A 14,679-nucleotide genomic window follows, 5' to 3' on the forward strand; every position below is an offset into this window, starting at 1 on the left:
CTTAAATTCGTTGTGGCTGTATGGATTGATTGGCTTTGACCTTTTCTATAAAAGTAGCATAGCCAATAAAACCTTGAAGGCTTCTGACGGTTGCGACTTTCTCTTGTTGTTCCGCTACAGGTTTTTCGTTGGACTCTGCTTGTTTCTCCATTATTTCCTGAAATGTCATGGGGTTCGGCTTAGGCAACTCTGTAGTAGAAATAGCTAAGCCATCACTACCGCTATACGATTTTAAAAAGGCATTTGCCATTTGACGATATCCTTCAAAATTAGGATGGACATCTGCTATATTTGGCAAGTAGTGAGTAGCTTGCAAGCCAAAAGCATCGTAGACATTAACATAAGTCATCCCTGCCTGCTCAGCTTGTTGTTCTAAAATCGTATTTAACTTTAAGAGCTGTGCATTCGTTCCCTCTTTTTGTGTTGCATGTACAGTGGGATAGGCAAAATAATAGCCCATGACATAGACTTTGGCATTGGGTGCACGTAATTTCAACTCAGCTAATAAATCCGCCATATTTTTTCGCGCACTATTTAACGCAAAATCTACTTGAAGCTGTGAAAATGTTAACGTACCAGCTGATGGGTTAACCTGCACAAGACGTAGTAAATCATTGGCACCTGCGGAAATAGTAATTAGCGTTGCATTGGCTAGTAGCGCGCTTGCTTCTTCAGACTTAACACGCTCTAAAACATCTGCCGTTGTGAAACCAGGAAAAGCGAGCTGCTTTGTATAGTGATTCAATTGCCCAATCATTCCTAATCGCATCGCAACCAAATCGCTATAACCTGCATCAATTTCCTGATACGGTGTTTGACCTGCCGCTAAGGAATCTCCAAGTGCTACATAATTTTCACCACGTGCAAAGGCAGATGAAACACCAAGTGTTAACGAAAGTACAGTTATACTTACTAGGCTTATTAGTCGTTTCATCTGCTCACCTCACAATAAATGTCGTTAATCTATTAAAAAGCCCAGCTACCTTTACGGAAAATTGGCTCCACAGTGCCATCTGGTAAAATACCGTCAATATCCATGTCGCCGCTACCAATCATAAAGTCCTCATGTGTTACTGAAATATTGGCACCTAATGCTTCAAGTTGACCATTTTCTAAATCTCTTCCACCTTCTAAACAAGTTGGATACGCTTCACCAATCGCTAAATGGTTGGATGCATTTTCATCAAATAATGTATTAAAATATAAGATCTCTGAAGCTGAAATTGGGGATTCATGTGGGACAAGTGCAACTTCTCCTAAATAACAAGATCCTTCATCGACAGCGATTAACTCTTGCAATAAATCATGCCCAACTTGCGCTTGTGCATCAATAATTTTTCCTTCTTCAAAGGTAAGCTTAAAGCCATCAATAATATTGCCTTGGTATACTAATGGCTTGGTATTGCTTACATACCCCTCGACACCTTGTTTCATTGGTAAGGTATACACTTCTTCCGTCGGCATATTAGCGATAAATACAGTACCTTCAGGTGTTCTGCTCCCACCCGTTAACCACTTATGCTGTGGTGCTAAAGCAATCGTTAAATCTGTGCCTGGTGCAGTGTAATGTAGTTTTGCATATTTTTTATTATTTAATAATGCAGCTCGTGATTCTAAGTTTGCAACATGTGTACGCCAGTTTTCAACCGCATTGCCTTCACCAATATGCACCGTTTTAAAGATTGCTTCCCATAGCGCAGGTACTTGTTTTTCCACGTCTAAACTCGGGAATACTTTTCCTGCCCATTTGGCTGATGGTACAGCTACAATCGACCAAGCGATTAAATCCTTCATCACGGCATTGCGATAGTTTTTCAATGCAGCACCTGATACTTTTTGGTGTGTGGCTAATCGCTCAGCTGAAATACCCGTTAATTTGTCTGGATCTGCGGCATCAATCCATAATAATGCCCCTTTGCGTTCGATTAACTCATCACGCATTTTAACAACCCATTCGGGGAAACGATTAAATTCTTCATCAGACGCATGCTCGAAATAAGCGCGATCCATTTCATCATCTGAAAAATTCACATGAACACGACCAGCACCAGCCTTGTATGCCTCTTTCACTACTAAACGCGCAAAGTCTATTGCTTCCACCGAAGTATTAACTAATAAGTATTGCCCAGGTTGAATATTAACACCAACCTTCACCGCAAGTTCGGCATATGCTTGTAATTTTTCTTCAAATGTCATATTATTTCCCTCGCTTTTGTCCAATTGTTTTTGAATTACCTTCTACTAGCTTGCCATCGTGCCATATTTTTTGCACAGGTTTGCCAGGAACTTCACGCGTCCACTTTTTATATGTTTTTTCATCGTTGTATGATAACAACGTAAGGACTTCACCATCTGCTCCCGCTCGACCAGTACGGCCTGAACGATGCAAATACTGTTCAATTGTACGTGGTACATCGACATGAATAACATGTGTTAAACCGGCAATATCTAAACCACGTGCAGCTATATCAGTGGCGATTAAAATACGCGCTTCTCCTTTACGAAATGCATCTAATGCTTTTTTACGCTCTTCTTTTTTCATGTCAGAATGTAAAGTAACAATTGGCGCTGAACGATATTGTAACTTCGTTTCTTTCATTAATAATTGATCGATATTATTGACAAAAGCAAGCGCACGTAACCCTTCTGTATGCGCCATTCTACGTAATAAGTCCGTTTTATCACGTTCTTCTACTTTCACAAATGAATGGACAACTTTGCCAACCTTCACCATATCTTCAGGTTTAATTTTGAAACGTAAAGGTTCAAACATCATGCGGCTAGCGACTAATTCAATTTCCTCCGTAATTGTCGCAGAAACCACAACTACTTGGCGCCCGTAAGCCGCACCTTCGATAAATGATTTTACGACAACGCGATACTCGCGGCTCAATAGCTGATCACATTCATCTAAAATAACTGTTTCAATTTCTTTTAACTTTAATTTCCCTGAACGCACTAATTCGTTTAGGCGACCTGGTGTACCAACTACGATTGTCGGTTTCTTCTTTAACTTCTCGATTTGTCTTGCAGAGTTTGCTCCACCAATTAGTTGTTGTACTGTAATATCAGTACCTGCAATCCATTCACGGATAACCTCGACAATTTGCATTGCTAATTCTTGAGACGGCGCAACAATCAGTCCCTGTGTTTGCTTTTTCGCCCCATTTACTTTATTTAGTAATGGCAACATATAGGCCAATGTCTTACCTGATCCTGTCGGTGATTCTGCTACAATATCTTTGCCTTCAAGCATTGCTGGAATCATTTCTTCTTGAATTTTCATTGCTTCTTCAAAGTTCCATTTTGCTTGCAATTCTTCTTTTAATAAATTAATTACTGACATGTTAATTCCCACCTTATTATCCTGCTTGACACTAGTTTAACACACTAACTGTGCACAAGCATTTTCCTGCTAAATAGATTGTTCGCGTTATTTTGATGTAAGACCTGTATGGAAAAGGCTCACCCTTTTTCAACAGGTGAGCCACATGTTAATCCACTAATTCATAACCACATGCTACAATAGCACATTCCGCTAAAACGATTAATGAATCTATATATTTATCACATAATTTTAAATCTCGATTGACGATAGATAACTCTGTACATCCTAGTACGATACGATCACAATTTAAAGCCAACATTGCCTCTTCGATAGGCAGCCAATCTTCTTTTGTTACATCTTTGCCAGCTTTCACATAATCGTAAATGATTGACATCACTTTTTCTTTCATAGGATTATCTGGTATAACTGGTGTAATACCATATTCCTCTAAAGCGCTTTGATACATACCTGAAGTTAACGTACCGGTTGTCGCTAAAATACCAACGCGCTTTGCCCCTAAATCATGCGCACGTTTCGCCGTTTCACGAATCATATGCAACACAGGAACTGGAGAGCCTTGCGCTAATTCATCATAAAAGGTATGCGCCGTATTACACGGAATCGCAATTAAATTCGCTCCAACAGAAGCTAGTTTTTTTGCATCCTCAACTAATACTGGAACAGGGTTTTCCTTTGTATTATCCAAAATAAAAGCCGTTCGATCTGGAATATTTGTATCATTGTCAATAATAGTATGGACATGCTCCTGATCTTTTGTTGCCTTTGTACGTCTTACAATCATTTCGCCAATAAACATTGTTGCAAGTGGACCAACGCCACCAATTATACCTAGAGTTTGTTTTTTCATGAGTTAGACAGACCTTTGTTGTTAAAATATTTCTTATATTTGCGAAAAAAGCTTAAGTTTTCAAGCGTTACATTTAACCAACGTTTCGCATTCATATCTTTATAATTAAAAATAGAATCCGTTGCTAAACCTTGGCGAATTAAACTCTTTGCTTCCATCACAAGCTTTTCATTTAATACGTATTTAAATAATACACCATTTGGCACAATCGTCCAGAGGTGCTTGTTCTGCACATATGTAAGCTGTTGTTTACTCCCTCGAATAAAATCATCCGCTACATACTGCATTAAATTATAGCCGCTTGCTGTCACATAATAATTCGATAGTTCATTATGTAATTCTATACTTAACAATTTGTACAACCCATCACGTTCATCAAATTTCATATCGAATGTAGCAAAGCCTTGAAATTTTAGCGCCTCTAGAAATGTTTTCACACACTCCATTAGTTCTTTGTCGTAAGTGGTCATAATGGCGACATAACGCCCAATACCATCTGGTGAATGCTCTTCTAAAATGGGGTTCCCTACAGATAGTAGCTTGACTTTGTGATCTTGTCCAACATAAGCATTCACAACACGCATATTAGCATCTTCGCCTGGAATATATTGCTGAACCATTAAGTCATCGCGATATGCTGACTCCTTATAGATTGCTTGGAAAATAGCATCTTTTTCTTCTTCATTTTGTGCAATATATACCTTTTTCTTACCAGGAAAAATACAACTTGCGTATTTCGTCATATTCATTGGCTTAATGACAACTGGATAATCAAGTGTCTTCAATTCCTCGTAATCATTTACCGTACATACATGCATATCAGGATAATGGAAACCATACTGTTCGCACAACTGATACATGCTTTCTCGTGTTAATAATTGATTGGCAAGCGGTGCATCGACATAGGGAATTACATAATCATCACATAGCTCCTCTTTATGCTGCACGATTTTCTTTACGTAAAACTCATCACAGGCTAAAAGCAATAACTTCTTTTCGGAAAATTCTTCTGCAATGGCTTGTAAAGCAACAACAAAGCGCTCTTCAATATGTAATCTTGGTACTTCACGAAAAGTTAATAAATCACTTTGGTGAATTTTTTCCATATTCGTATGATTTAATGCAAGTGGTTTAACGCCATAGGACTCGTAAAATGCTCGTGCCATGCCGTAAGCATTCATTTCATCGCCTAATAAAACTGGTAAAAAAGTGTGCTCAATGGCCATGCTACTCAACTCACTTTAGCTTTTTATTTATTAGTGTAACATACTTTTGTGCAATCCAAGCTGCGCTCTATAGCACTCCTCAAAACATTATTTATGAACCGCTACCGCTTGCATATTTAGCTCCTGATAGCTCTTAAAAAATTCATCTACATTGTATGAAACATTGCCCTGCAATGGATCCATTACGACAACTTGTTTATTTGAATAACCGGTTAATACGACAGCATGTAAATTTATGTACGCATCACGTTTCAACGTTTCTCCTTCATAAACCCATCCTTTATTGCCAGTTGTTTTAGGTGTCGATAAATCAAGCGTTACCCATACAACAACCGGTACCCCTCCTCAACAAGCTCTAAAATATCACTTTGTGATGCACCACTCATATTCGTTACCCGCAAGTTGGATTGCTTATCTGCAATCGCCGCTTCTGCCGCTTTCACAATTGGTGCAGCAAAGACATACATACCATTGACCTTATCACGCGGATTTCCTGCGTAGGCAACAGCTGGATTAGGCCCATATCGCTGGCCACCTGCTGTATAAATATTCTGTTTAGGCAAATAGGTATCAGCCATTTCAAGCTTGGTCACATCCATACCATAATAATTTAAAACAGCTGTTAGTGAGGTAATTTCACAACCTTGGGGAAGTTCTGGCTTTTGCATAATGACTGGAACTGCTAGCTCCTGTTCTGCTCTAGATGAATGTGCTGGCAATCGGTAATAGGGCTTGGTCACGTCATACGTGAATTTTTCGATTGTCGTATAGCCATCATTGTCACCAACGTTATTGAGCGTTGTTGCAGTAATCGTATATTCCTTACCTTCTACAAGGTTTGTAAAAGTTGCTTCTCCCTCATCAGAGCCCATCGCTTCTTCGATTTTCTTACCAGACTCCACATCTGTCAGTTTTATATATAAATTAGGAATCGGTGCACCACTATTAAATTCTACCGTCAAAACTGTTAATTCATTTTTAGGTCGACTCTGCTTTGTAAATTGATTACAACCAGAAAGTAGCATGATAATCAAAATCCCTACGATTAAAAGACGTTTATAATCCCTCCACAAGACAAATTCCGCTCCTATCTTTCGAAGAATTAGTCAATCTTCTATACTATTTTTACTATTTGTCGTAGTCTCATTATACGCTAATTTAGTAGGTGTTCATATTTTATCCTGCTACTTTTCAATGATTAGACAAAACTAGTGCACTTACTGCTACTTTAAGTAGTTGCTATTTTAGGTCGTAGTGTATGTTTTAACACCTTTCCCGATGCATTGCGCGGAAGCTGCGCTAAAAATTCAATGTCAAAAGGTACTTTATATTTGGCAAGCTGTGTTTGACAATACGCTAAAATCGTAGCCTCCTCTAACACCTTTCCTTCCTTTAATACAACAAAGGCTTTTGGTACTTCACCGTATACTTCATGTGGTAAACCGACAACTGCTGCTTCTAAAATTTCTGGCAGTTGATATAAAACTTCTTCAATTTCAATTGGATAAATATTTTCCCCACCACGAATAATCATATCTTTTTTACGATCCACTATATATAAGTAACCTTCTTCATCGAACCTTCCTAAATCACCTGAATAGAGCCAGCCATCTCGAATTGTTCGAGCCGTTTCTTCCTCATTGCGTAAATACCCTTTCATCACCTGTGGCCCTCTCACGCAAATTTCTCCAACCTCGCCTGCTGGTACAGTTTCTCCCAAACTATCTACTACACGAACTTCTGTCTGTGCTAACGGTTTGCCGACTGAACCGATTTTCGTTAATGCATCAGCGTCTAACAGTGATGTAGCAGCCGGTGAATTTTCAGTTTGTCCATATAAATTTTGCACGTTTACATTCGGTAATGCCTCTTTCACTTGCTTGACAAGTTCATATGGCATCGGAGCCGCCCCATAACATAATAGACGTAAATCGTTAAAGCTATGATTCTTAAATGCAGGTGTATTTAATAGGATTGTATACATGGAAGGGACACCAAAGAATATTGTCGCCTGCGTTTTAGCAAGTTGCTCTAATGTATTTATAGGTGAAAAGCTTTCCTCTATCATTACGGTTCCACCTTTATAAAACATCGGCATCGCAAATACATGCAGTCCCGCACAATGAAACAATGGCGTACAAATAAACATCCTATCTTGAGCTGTCATAGTCATTGATGCTGACCAAATAGCCGCCGTCGATGCTATATTTTGATGCGTTAGCATGACACCTTTCGGCTTGCCTGTCGTACCGGACGTATACATAACAACTGCCGTATCATTCGCATGTAATGGGGTAATTGTTCTTTGTCCCTGACAGTTTTCGATAACCTCTTTCATTTCCTTTAAACCGATTATATGTTGAAATGAATAGCTAACATCTGCTAATACTTCGGCTATGCGCTCATCATAAATAAGCCCTTTTGCTTCAGAGTGTTTGACAATAAAGTCTACTTCCCGTGCTGCTAACTTCGTATTAATAGGCATTACAACAAAACCGGCTAACTGAATACCCATGTAAGCAATTAAAAATAAATCAGAATTAAGTGTATATAATGCAATGACATCGTCTTTTTCAAAGCCCTGTTGTTGCAAATACGCAGCAAATCTTTCTGTATGCTTATAAAACTCACTATACGTTACTTTTTGTTGGGCATAAATTGTCGCAATAGCATCTGGTTGCTGTGTAGCATAATGTTGTAAAATATCCGTCATAAACATCGTCATCATAAACCCCCTCATTATTTTTCGTTACTAATCTTGTCCATTCCCTTACAAGTAATAAAAGAAAATTATACTAACAAAATTCAGAAAATTTAGATTACATAAACTATTTTAACAAGCTGGTAACGTTGAAGCAATTTTCTACACATTCAAAATATGTAAGTGATGTCACAGAATATTCTTCGACGTATTATTTTTTCGTTTGTTTAGAACTAGATAGAAACAACAAGTGCTTTCATTGCTTTGCGAAAAACGTCTACTGAAATTAAATCAAAAAGGAATCTATTTGCAGTTGACTAGTAATGGAAGTTTTCACTAGTGGAATAGCGGCTATAACTAAAGCTATTGATTATATCGAAGCCAATTGCCAATACTGCGAAAAATTTCTTTTCTAGTTTATTTTAGAAATTTATAATATTTTAAAACGCTAAAATTGCGAACAATTTTAGCGTTTTAATTTTTAACAATCTTGTAGCCCATCAAGTAATTTTTGCATTTCATCAATTTGACAACATAGTGTTTGAATCATGCATTGAAGTATTGGTATTAACTCTTGGCATATGCAGAATCTTAAAACATTTTGGGCGAGTCGTACACCTGCTTGATGGTGAACAATCATATCTTGTAGATAATTTACATTGATGCTATTAGAAGTTGGTGGTGAGCATAATGCTTGGAACATTGTTTCAGCAATATCTTTAAATGTACACATATATTCATATAATTCATATTCTGAATTTTGGACGATACAGCATCTGTTTTGTATTGCTTCTAAACTATCTACTATTTCAGTATGCGTTTTGATCACTTCTAATGCGAAATTTTGAACGGGGATATTCGTTGTATATTGCAAAACATTTTCGGACATTTTAATAGCGGCTACTTGATATGGAATAATTTGTTTGATGAAGTTTTCGGATATGCTACATGTTATCGTGACATACGTCATCCCTTGCATCATCTTGTTGATTATTCTTTTGTTTTCCTCTAAATATGCCTGTGTTACATTACTAAGTGGAATTGGTTTGGTCATTAGACACACTCCTTTCAGAGTAATGTATGCCAAATAGGTTGTTGTGTGATAGACATTTGTACCACCAAAATCGGTAATAATGCCAAGGATTATCTATATCTCTTTATATGTATGTAAACAATTTTGACAAATGCACTTTTTAGGTTCCTCAGAGATTGCCTTTATGATACCTTCTGGGAATTTTTCCGTCATACACCAGCATGTCTTTTGACCTTCTACTACTCCACAATGATTTTCTTTCCCACATATTGGGCAACGCTGTTCTTCATATTGCACTTCAACACACTCCTTTCCATTCCATTGTACTGTACAAGAAAAGGAGTGCGACATACATTTTTTGTTCGCACTCCCTTTATTATCATTACTTACGCATAGATTGATTTATTTCCGCCTTTACTTCTTCACTGTTTGTATCACTATATATGGCAGTACCAAACCCACCGTTTTTAGCTAATCTCTCTTTTACTTCGTTATAAGATAAACCCGCTTGAGCATTTTTACGTTTTACATCACTAATATTTGTACCGGACACCGTAAGCTGTTCTTCATTTATATTATGCAAGTAAACCCATCCTTCCTATAATTCATCAGGCTGCATTTCAATCAGTTCGTCTCCCTCTCTCTTTACTCTTTTATTGAGTTCTTCAATTGGGATAATATCAACCGTTTGCATATCTTCATGCAAGTCAAAAATGCTAATTGTATCCGAATCAACCATATCTGGCTTGTCCTTACTTGATAAATTCATAAATATTCTCTTCTCATGTGGCACATTTTCTTTGTCCATGTTTTCTCACTCCTTTTCCATTAATGTGTGTAAACATGCAAAGATTATGTGTTCTACATTTTGACTGTTTTATCTACACGATGATATTCGGAAATTTGAATGACCCGAACATCCCTTGTATGCAATTCATGATAAATCCCTCTGCTATCCGTAAAGGTAATATATTGATCGCGCTCACTTTCAACCAATTGTTGCGCTTTTTCCTGTGACTCTATATGGATAAATCGTCTTACATAATGCAGCTCATCAAAGAAATAGGTTATTTTAAATTCTTTCATTATAAACAACTCCTTCATTCATGCACTTATCATATCCAATCTCGAATGCGTCATCCTCTGTCTGTCAGCTTTTACTGACGAGTTTGAATACCTACAAAAGTATAAGATTGGAGACTTAAGCAATACTAAAAATTATCGTAATACGTTTATATGGAGGTAATCACATTGACTGTAACAAAAAATGCATTATCTATTTTTGCTCTCGGTGGCATCAACGAAATCGGTAAAAACATGTATGTTATACAATACGCTGACGATTTGTTAATTGTCGATTGCGGTGCGAAGTTTCCGGATGAAAGCCTACTTGGTATTGATTTAATCATTCCAGATATCACTTATTTACAGGAGCATAAAGAAAAAATAAAAGGATTGATTGTTACTCATGGACACGAAGATCATATAGGTGGCATTCCATACCTCTTAAAAAAAATAAATGTTCCTATTTATGGTACTCGCTTTACATTAGGCTTAATTGAACTAAAACTAAAAGAACATAAACTTTTAAGAGAGACGGAATTAATTGAGATTGGTTCTGATTCAGCTTTACATTTCGGTCAGATTGACGTTAGTTTTTTCAGAACAAATCATAGTATACCTGACTGTCTAGGAATCGTTTTTCAAACTCCCGAAGGAAATGTTGTACACACGGGTGATTTCAAGTTTGATTTAACACCTGTAAATAATCAATTTGCAGATATTCATAAGATGGCTGAGGTTGGTACACAAGGTGTACTAGTATTGATTTCTGAAAGTACCAATGCTGAAAGACCGGGCTTAACACCATCAGAAAAACTGGTAGGTCATCATATTGAAGAAGCCTTTCTACATGCTGAACGCAAAGTTATTATTTCTACCTTTGCCTCCAATGTGAATCGTATTCAACAAATTGTAGATGCCACAATCGTAACGAATCGTAAACTAGCACTATTAGGTCGCAGCATGGTAAATGTTGTAGATGTCGCTTTAGAGCGTGGATATTTAACAATCCCGGAAGATTTGTTAATAGATGCCCGTGAAGTAAAGTACCTCCCACCAGAAGACGTCGTTGTTTTATGTACAGGTAGTCAAGGGGAACCATTAGCAGCTCTTGCCCGTTTAGCTAGTGGCAACCATCGAGAAGTAAAGATTTTACCAGAGGATACTGTTATTTTAGCCGCCTCTCCCATACCAGGAAATGAAAAAGGTGTTTCTCGAATTGTCGATAATTTATTTCAGCTTGGGGCTAAGGTGATTTATGGTTCATCCAGTAACACTGGCATGCATGTTTCTGGACATGGTTATCAAGAAGATTTAAAACTAATGCTGACATTAATGAAACCGAAGTTTTTTATTCCGATTCATGGTGAATTTCGCATGTTACACCAACACCGTTTGCTAGCAGAATCTGTTGGTGTCAAAAGAGGGCATACCTTTATTATCAAAAACGGAGACGTTGTCGATATTGAAAATGCTAAAGCGAGGCAAACGCGAAAAATTCCATCTGGCGATACGTATGTAGATGGCATTGGTATTGGAGAAGTTGAAGGAATTGTATTACGTGACCGTAAACAACTATCAGAGGATGGGATGCTCGTTATCGTATTAACGCTTAGTAAAGCAGATGGGTCGATTATTTTAGAACCTGATACCATTTCACGGGGATTTGTTTATGCGAAAGAATCAGAGGATCTTCTCCTCAAAGTAAATGTCCTCGTAAAAGCAACCATTAGTGAATTACAAGAGGAAAGCAAGCAGCAACTGTTTGTTTTAAAACGAGAAATTAAAAAGGCTGTCGGCCAATATCTTTTTTCACAAACGAAACGTAAACCAATGATTTTGCCTATTATTATTGAAATTTAACTATTTAAAAGTCGGTGTAAGCTTCACTCCTTTAATGATTACACCGACTTTGTATTTTATTTGCCAATCAGGATTTATTGTTTCACCGAAATAGCTCTCCAGTAAAAATTTTATGCAGTGTGCAATTATAATACATTTGAAGTTGGTCAAAGCCGTAATTTAACTGTCTAGTATGTTGTTCTGTTTGCTGCGCAATATTACGTATATGCAGTGGTAACTCCTCTACAGCAGTTAGTAAGGATTTTTTATTTTTCAATAGTTGTTGACTTGTTTTTAATAGTTTGACAATGCTCGTTTGCATGTCAAGTGAAGGTATATCTATTAGAATATGATGCAACTGTCTCCAGTCTGTATTTGGTTGATACCAACTAAAAAAATAGTATAAATAATCGCTTAAAATAATGGACTCATTTGGAATAATCGCGACTACGTCATGTGCTATATACGCAACACTTTCACATTGAAATATATGCTTGTTAGCACCATCTAGGCTATTTTTTTCAAATACAATTGTTTTTGCGGGAACCTTCGCCCATTTCCATTGATTTATCGCACTATCCAATTGAGAGAATCGACGAATATCTTCGCCAAGAGACAACCATTTTAAATTTTCTGCGGTAATAAGTGGTTGATCTACTTTTGAGAAATTTGGAATATGAGGTGTTGTTAAACTAGCAACAATAAGAGCTATTTCATCTAGTCTATAACGCTTCAACACGTTTAGATCCTCCATTCTTCACAATATGCCATCCTCACATAAATAATTGTTAAATCCTGATTTCAGTGAATCAAATGGTAGATATTTTCTCACTTAGCATTCATATAGTGATTATTGTACCATTTTAATGTAATATTATCTACATTGTATAATTTTAATGGTATATGCATTCTCATTGTTTTTCACTAGCTTTTTACATAGAGGTGAATGATATGTCAGACTTTTTAAAGCTAGTAGGTGAACAACTCCGTATCATTAGAGTTTCCAAAGGGCTTAGTCAAGAAGAAGTTGCAGAGAGAACGGGGAAGTTAGGTTTTAGTAAAGGTCGCATTTCAAATATTGAGCATGGGCAATCTAATATTACGTTAAGTACATTGGAAATGCTTATGAAGGCGTTAGATATTGCACCTGAAGAACTCTTTAATTTCCAACGATTATCGGGTGTTACTGATATTGAAGAGAAAAATCTTATGCTCGACATTCATCGCTCATTATTAAGAGAGCGCAATTTAGACGAAGTAAAATATGTAGTACGCATCACAAGAGATTTTCTAAATACCATCGATGCGCAAACAAAGAAAAACAGCTCTAATGTTGAATAACATTAGAGCTGTTTGACTGTAAACGCGGGTTGCCAAGATTTAAAGTGTTGATTGATTTCCGCTACGTGCGGGAGCATATAGGGTGCCAGTCACTCACACAATTTTACTAAGTAAAAATCCACGTAGACTCCTGCGGGAACGCACAGAACGTAAGACGCTGGCATTCCGCGCGTTAGCGAGGGTTGCGGCTTACGTCGTGCCCGCGGAAAGCGAAGTGGATTGGAAGGCGCGACACTCCAGCATGAACAGCACGAGCAGCAAAAATTAGCTCAAGTCGTGCCCGCGGAAAACTACCGTCAGTAGCGGACAGCAACGGTCACAGTACTCTAATCCCTCCCCTATTCTCCTTCCATCCCAAACTTCTGTCGATAGCCACATTTTCTACATAGCTCTTCGACCGCTTCTCGTCTTGAAAAGCCTTCTACTATATTATTGGCACGCTCACCTTCTACAATTTCACTAAAGGATTGCTCATGAACATTGCCTAAGTTAATAACACCTTCTCCATCAAGACAGCAAGGAACAACAGTGCCATCTACAAGAATAGCCGCTTGGCTGCGTAACGCATGGCAAAAGCCTTTCCCTTCATCCTCTGGAGCAAGTAGACTTGACCATCTAAATTCATGGTCTTGATTTAAATAAATATTATTCGCAATTTTTACACCCTTACCAGGCTGTACTTTTTCTTCGATTCGAAAATCGAGATTATATTCATTTTCTATAATTTCAAGCGTCTCACGGTTTCTTCTTGCTAAAATCTGTAACATGATCCTGTTGTAAATTCCACAAACGATACGAAATAATCGTATTAAATTTGCTTGCTTCACGCACAAATTCTAAAATATCCCCTAAATATTTTTCACGATTTTCAGAACCCTCATGCCCATCAAAGCTGTGTAATGAAAAATTGATTTGGCGTAATGCAGGCTTACCTAATAGCTTTTCGCGATTTTTTTTAATCAGCGTACCATTCGTTGTAATATTGACCTTAAAGCCCTTGTCATGAGCCGCATCCAAAAGCTGATGAATACGTGGATGTAAAAGTGGTTCACCCTTTACATGCAAGTAAATGTATTTCGTATGTGGGCGTATTTCATCCAATATTTTATTAAATTGTTCAACTTTAATAAGTCCCTTAGCACGCTCAGTTGGCGGGCAGAAACTACAAGCTAAATTACAAACACTTGTTATTTCTATATAAACCTTTTTAAATGTTTTCAACGTTTATTCACCGTTCCAGTTCCATAGATATTCATATAATCTTATTCATTTTAACAA

General features: G+C 37.4%; 14 protein-coding genes and 2 pseudogenes. 2 read left to right on the forward strand and 14 right to left on the reverse strand.

Going from position 1 to position 14,679, the window contains the following annotated elements; genetic code table 11:
- Window position 1: 1 nt before the first annotated feature.
- The 12 genes and pseudogenes from LO754_RS20390 to LO754_RS20455 form a co-directional block, all read right to left on the reverse strand.
- Window positions 2-934, reverse strand: coding sequence for an SGNH/GDSL hydrolase family protein (locus LO754_RS20390; protein WP_231785159.1), 933 nt, complete (start codon window positions 932-934; stop codon window positions 2-4).
- 32 nt (window positions 935-966) lie between these two features.
- On the reverse strand, window positions 967-2,196 hold the full coding sequence (locus LO754_RS20395) for an aminopeptidase (protein ID WP_024364516.1): 1,230 nt from the start codon (window positions 2,194-2,196) through the stop codon (window positions 967-969).
- 1 nt (window position 2,197) lies between these two features.
- A complete protein-coding gene (locus tag LO754_RS20400) occupies window positions 2,198-3,346 on the reverse strand; it encodes a DEAD/DEAH box helicase (protein ID WP_231785160.1) in 1,149 nt (382 codons plus the stop codon).
- A gap of 148 nt (window positions 3,347-3,494) precedes the next feature.
- On the reverse strand, window positions 3,495-4,196 hold the full coding sequence (gene cuyB / locus LO754_RS20405) for a cysteate racemase (protein WP_025220626.1): 702 nt from the start codon (window positions 4,194-4,196) through the stop codon (window positions 3,495-3,497).
- Complete coding sequence (locus LO754_RS20410) at window positions 4,193-5,422, reverse strand: ATP-grasp domain-containing protein (RefSeq protein WP_231785161.1); 1,230 nt, start codon at window positions 5,420-5,422, stop codon at window positions 4,193-4,195. The genes cuyB and LO754_RS20410 overlap by 4 nt, the downstream gene beginning before the upstream one ends.
- 87 nt (window positions 5,423-5,509) lie before the next feature.
- Window positions 5,510-6,447 (reverse strand): annotated as a pseudogene (locus LO754_RS20425) (C39 family peptidase).
- Between the two features lie 203 nt (window positions 6,448-6,650).
- Entirely contained in the window at window positions 6,651-8,147 is a 1,497-nt protein-coding gene (locus tag LO754_RS20430; protein ID WP_081769928.1) for a class I adenylate-forming enzyme family protein, read from the reverse strand.
- Between the two features lie 457 nt (window positions 8,148-8,604).
- Window positions 8,605-9,177 (reverse strand): DUF305 domain-containing protein, encoded by a 573-nt coding sequence (locus LO754_RS20435; RefSeq protein WP_024364510.1) that lies wholly within the window; start codon window positions 9,175-9,177, stop codon window positions 8,605-8,607.
- Window positions 9,178-9,270: 93 nt separating this feature from the next.
- Entirely contained in the window at window positions 9,271-9,507 is a 237-nt protein-coding gene (locus tag LO754_RS20440; protein ID WP_080653392.1) for a cysteine-rich CWC family protein, read from the reverse strand.
- Between the two features lie 31 nt (window positions 9,508-9,538).
- On the reverse strand, window positions 9,539-9,739 hold the full coding sequence (locus LO754_RS20445) for a hypothetical protein (RefSeq protein ID WP_024364508.1): 201 nt from the start codon (window positions 9,737-9,739) through the stop codon (window positions 9,539-9,541).
- 15 nt (window positions 9,740-9,754) lie between these two features.
- Window positions 9,755-9,964 carry a hypothetical protein gene (locus LO754_RS20450; RefSeq protein ID WP_024364507.1) on the reverse strand — a complete coding sequence of 70 codons (210 nt, stop codon included), beginning with the start codon at window positions 9,962-9,964 and terminating at the stop codon, window positions 9,755-9,757.
- Between the two features lie 53 nt (window positions 9,965-10,017).
- On the reverse strand, window positions 10,018-10,242 hold the full coding sequence (locus LO754_RS20455; RefSeq protein ID WP_229387790.1) for a hypothetical protein: 225 nt from the start codon (window positions 10,240-10,242) through the stop codon (window positions 10,018-10,020).
- A gap of 150 nt (window positions 10,243-10,392) precedes the next feature.
- Between LO754_RS20455 and LO754_RS20460 the strand changes: the two genes are divergently transcribed.
- Window positions 10,393-12,081 carry a ribonuclease J gene (locus LO754_RS20460; RefSeq protein ID WP_407080992.1) on the forward strand — a complete coding sequence of 563 codons (1,689 nt, stop codon included), beginning with the start codon at window positions 10,393-10,395 and terminating at the stop codon, window positions 12,079-12,081.
- An 82-nt stretch (window positions 12,082-12,163) separates the two neighbouring features.
- On the opposite strand, the gene LO754_RS20465 is transcribed toward LO754_RS20460, so the two are convergent.
- A complete protein-coding gene (locus tag LO754_RS20465; protein WP_231785163.1) occupies window positions 12,164-12,799 on the reverse strand; it encodes a restriction endonuclease subunit S domain-containing protein in 636 nt (211 codons plus the stop codon).
- A 212-nt stretch (window positions 12,800-13,011) separates the two neighbouring features.
- Here LO754_RS20465 and LO754_RS20470 point away from each other — a divergent pair, with 212 nt between their 5' ends.
- Window positions 13,012-13,401, forward strand: coding sequence for a helix-turn-helix domain-containing protein (locus LO754_RS20470; RefSeq protein WP_024364503.1), 390 nt, complete (start codon window positions 13,012-13,014; stop codon window positions 13,399-13,401).
- Between the two features lie 338 nt (window positions 13,402-13,739).
- Here LO754_RS20470 and LO754_RS20475 read toward each other — a convergent pair.
- A pseudogene (locus tag LO754_RS20475) lies at window positions 13,740-14,622 on the reverse strand (radical SAM/SPASM domain-containing protein).
- Window positions 14,623-14,679: the final 57 nt, after the last annotated feature.

The sequence above is a fragment of the Lysinibacillus sp. GJ-1 genome (genome assembly GCF_021166035.1).
GTDB classification, from domain to species: domain Bacteria; phylum Bacillota; class Bacilli; order Bacillales_A; family Planococcaceae; genus Lysinibacillus; species Lysinibacillus sphaericus.

Excerpts from the sequence above, each read along its gene's own strand:
- LO754_RS20400 (WP_231785160.1), bottom strand. The coding sequence starts at position 3,346 with ATGTCAGTAATTAATTTATTAAAAGAAGAATTGCAAGCAAAATGGAAC.
- LO754_RS20455 (WP_229387790.1), bottom strand. The coding sequence starts at position 10,242 with ATGAAAGAATTTAAAATAACCTATTTCTTTGATGAGCTGCATTATGTA.
- LO754_RS20390 (WP_231785159.1), bottom strand. The coding sequence starts at position 934 with ATGAAACGACTAATAAGCCTAGTAAGTATAACTGTACTTTCGTTAACA.
- LO754_RS20430 (WP_081769928.1), bottom strand. The coding sequence starts at position 8,147 with ATGACGATGTTTATGACGGATATTTTACAACATTATGCTACACAGCAA.
- LO754_RS20410 (WP_231785161.1), bottom strand. The coding sequence starts at position 5,422 with ATGGCCATTGAGCACACTTTTTTACCAGTTTTATTAGGCGATGAAATG.
- LO754_RS20440 (WP_080653392.1), bottom strand. The coding sequence starts at position 9,507 with ATGTCGCACTCCTTTTCTTGTACAGTACAATGGAATGGAAAGGAGTGT.
- LO754_RS20460 (WP_407080992.1), top strand. The coding sequence starts at position 10,393 with ATGGAGGTAATCACATTGACTGTAACAAAAAATGCATTATCTATTTTT.
- LO754_RS20395 (WP_024364516.1), bottom strand. The coding sequence starts at position 2,196 with ATGACATTTGAAGAAAAATTACAAGCATATGCCGAACTTGCGGTGAAG.
- LO754_RS20450 (WP_024364507.1), bottom strand. The coding sequence starts at position 9,964 with ATGGACAAAGAAAATGTGCCACATGAGAAGAGAATATTTATGAATTTA.
- cuyB (WP_025220626.1), bottom strand. The coding sequence starts at position 4,196 with ATGAAAAAACAAACTCTAGGTATAATTGGTGGCGTTGGTCCACTTGCA.
- LO754_RS20435 (WP_024364510.1), bottom strand. The coding sequence starts at position 9,177 with ATGACCAAACCAATTCCACTTAGTAATGTAACACAGGCATATTTAGAG.
- LO754_RS20470 (WP_024364503.1), top strand. The coding sequence starts at position 13,012 with ATGTCAGACTTTTTAAAGCTAGTAGGTGAACAACTCCGTATCATTAGA.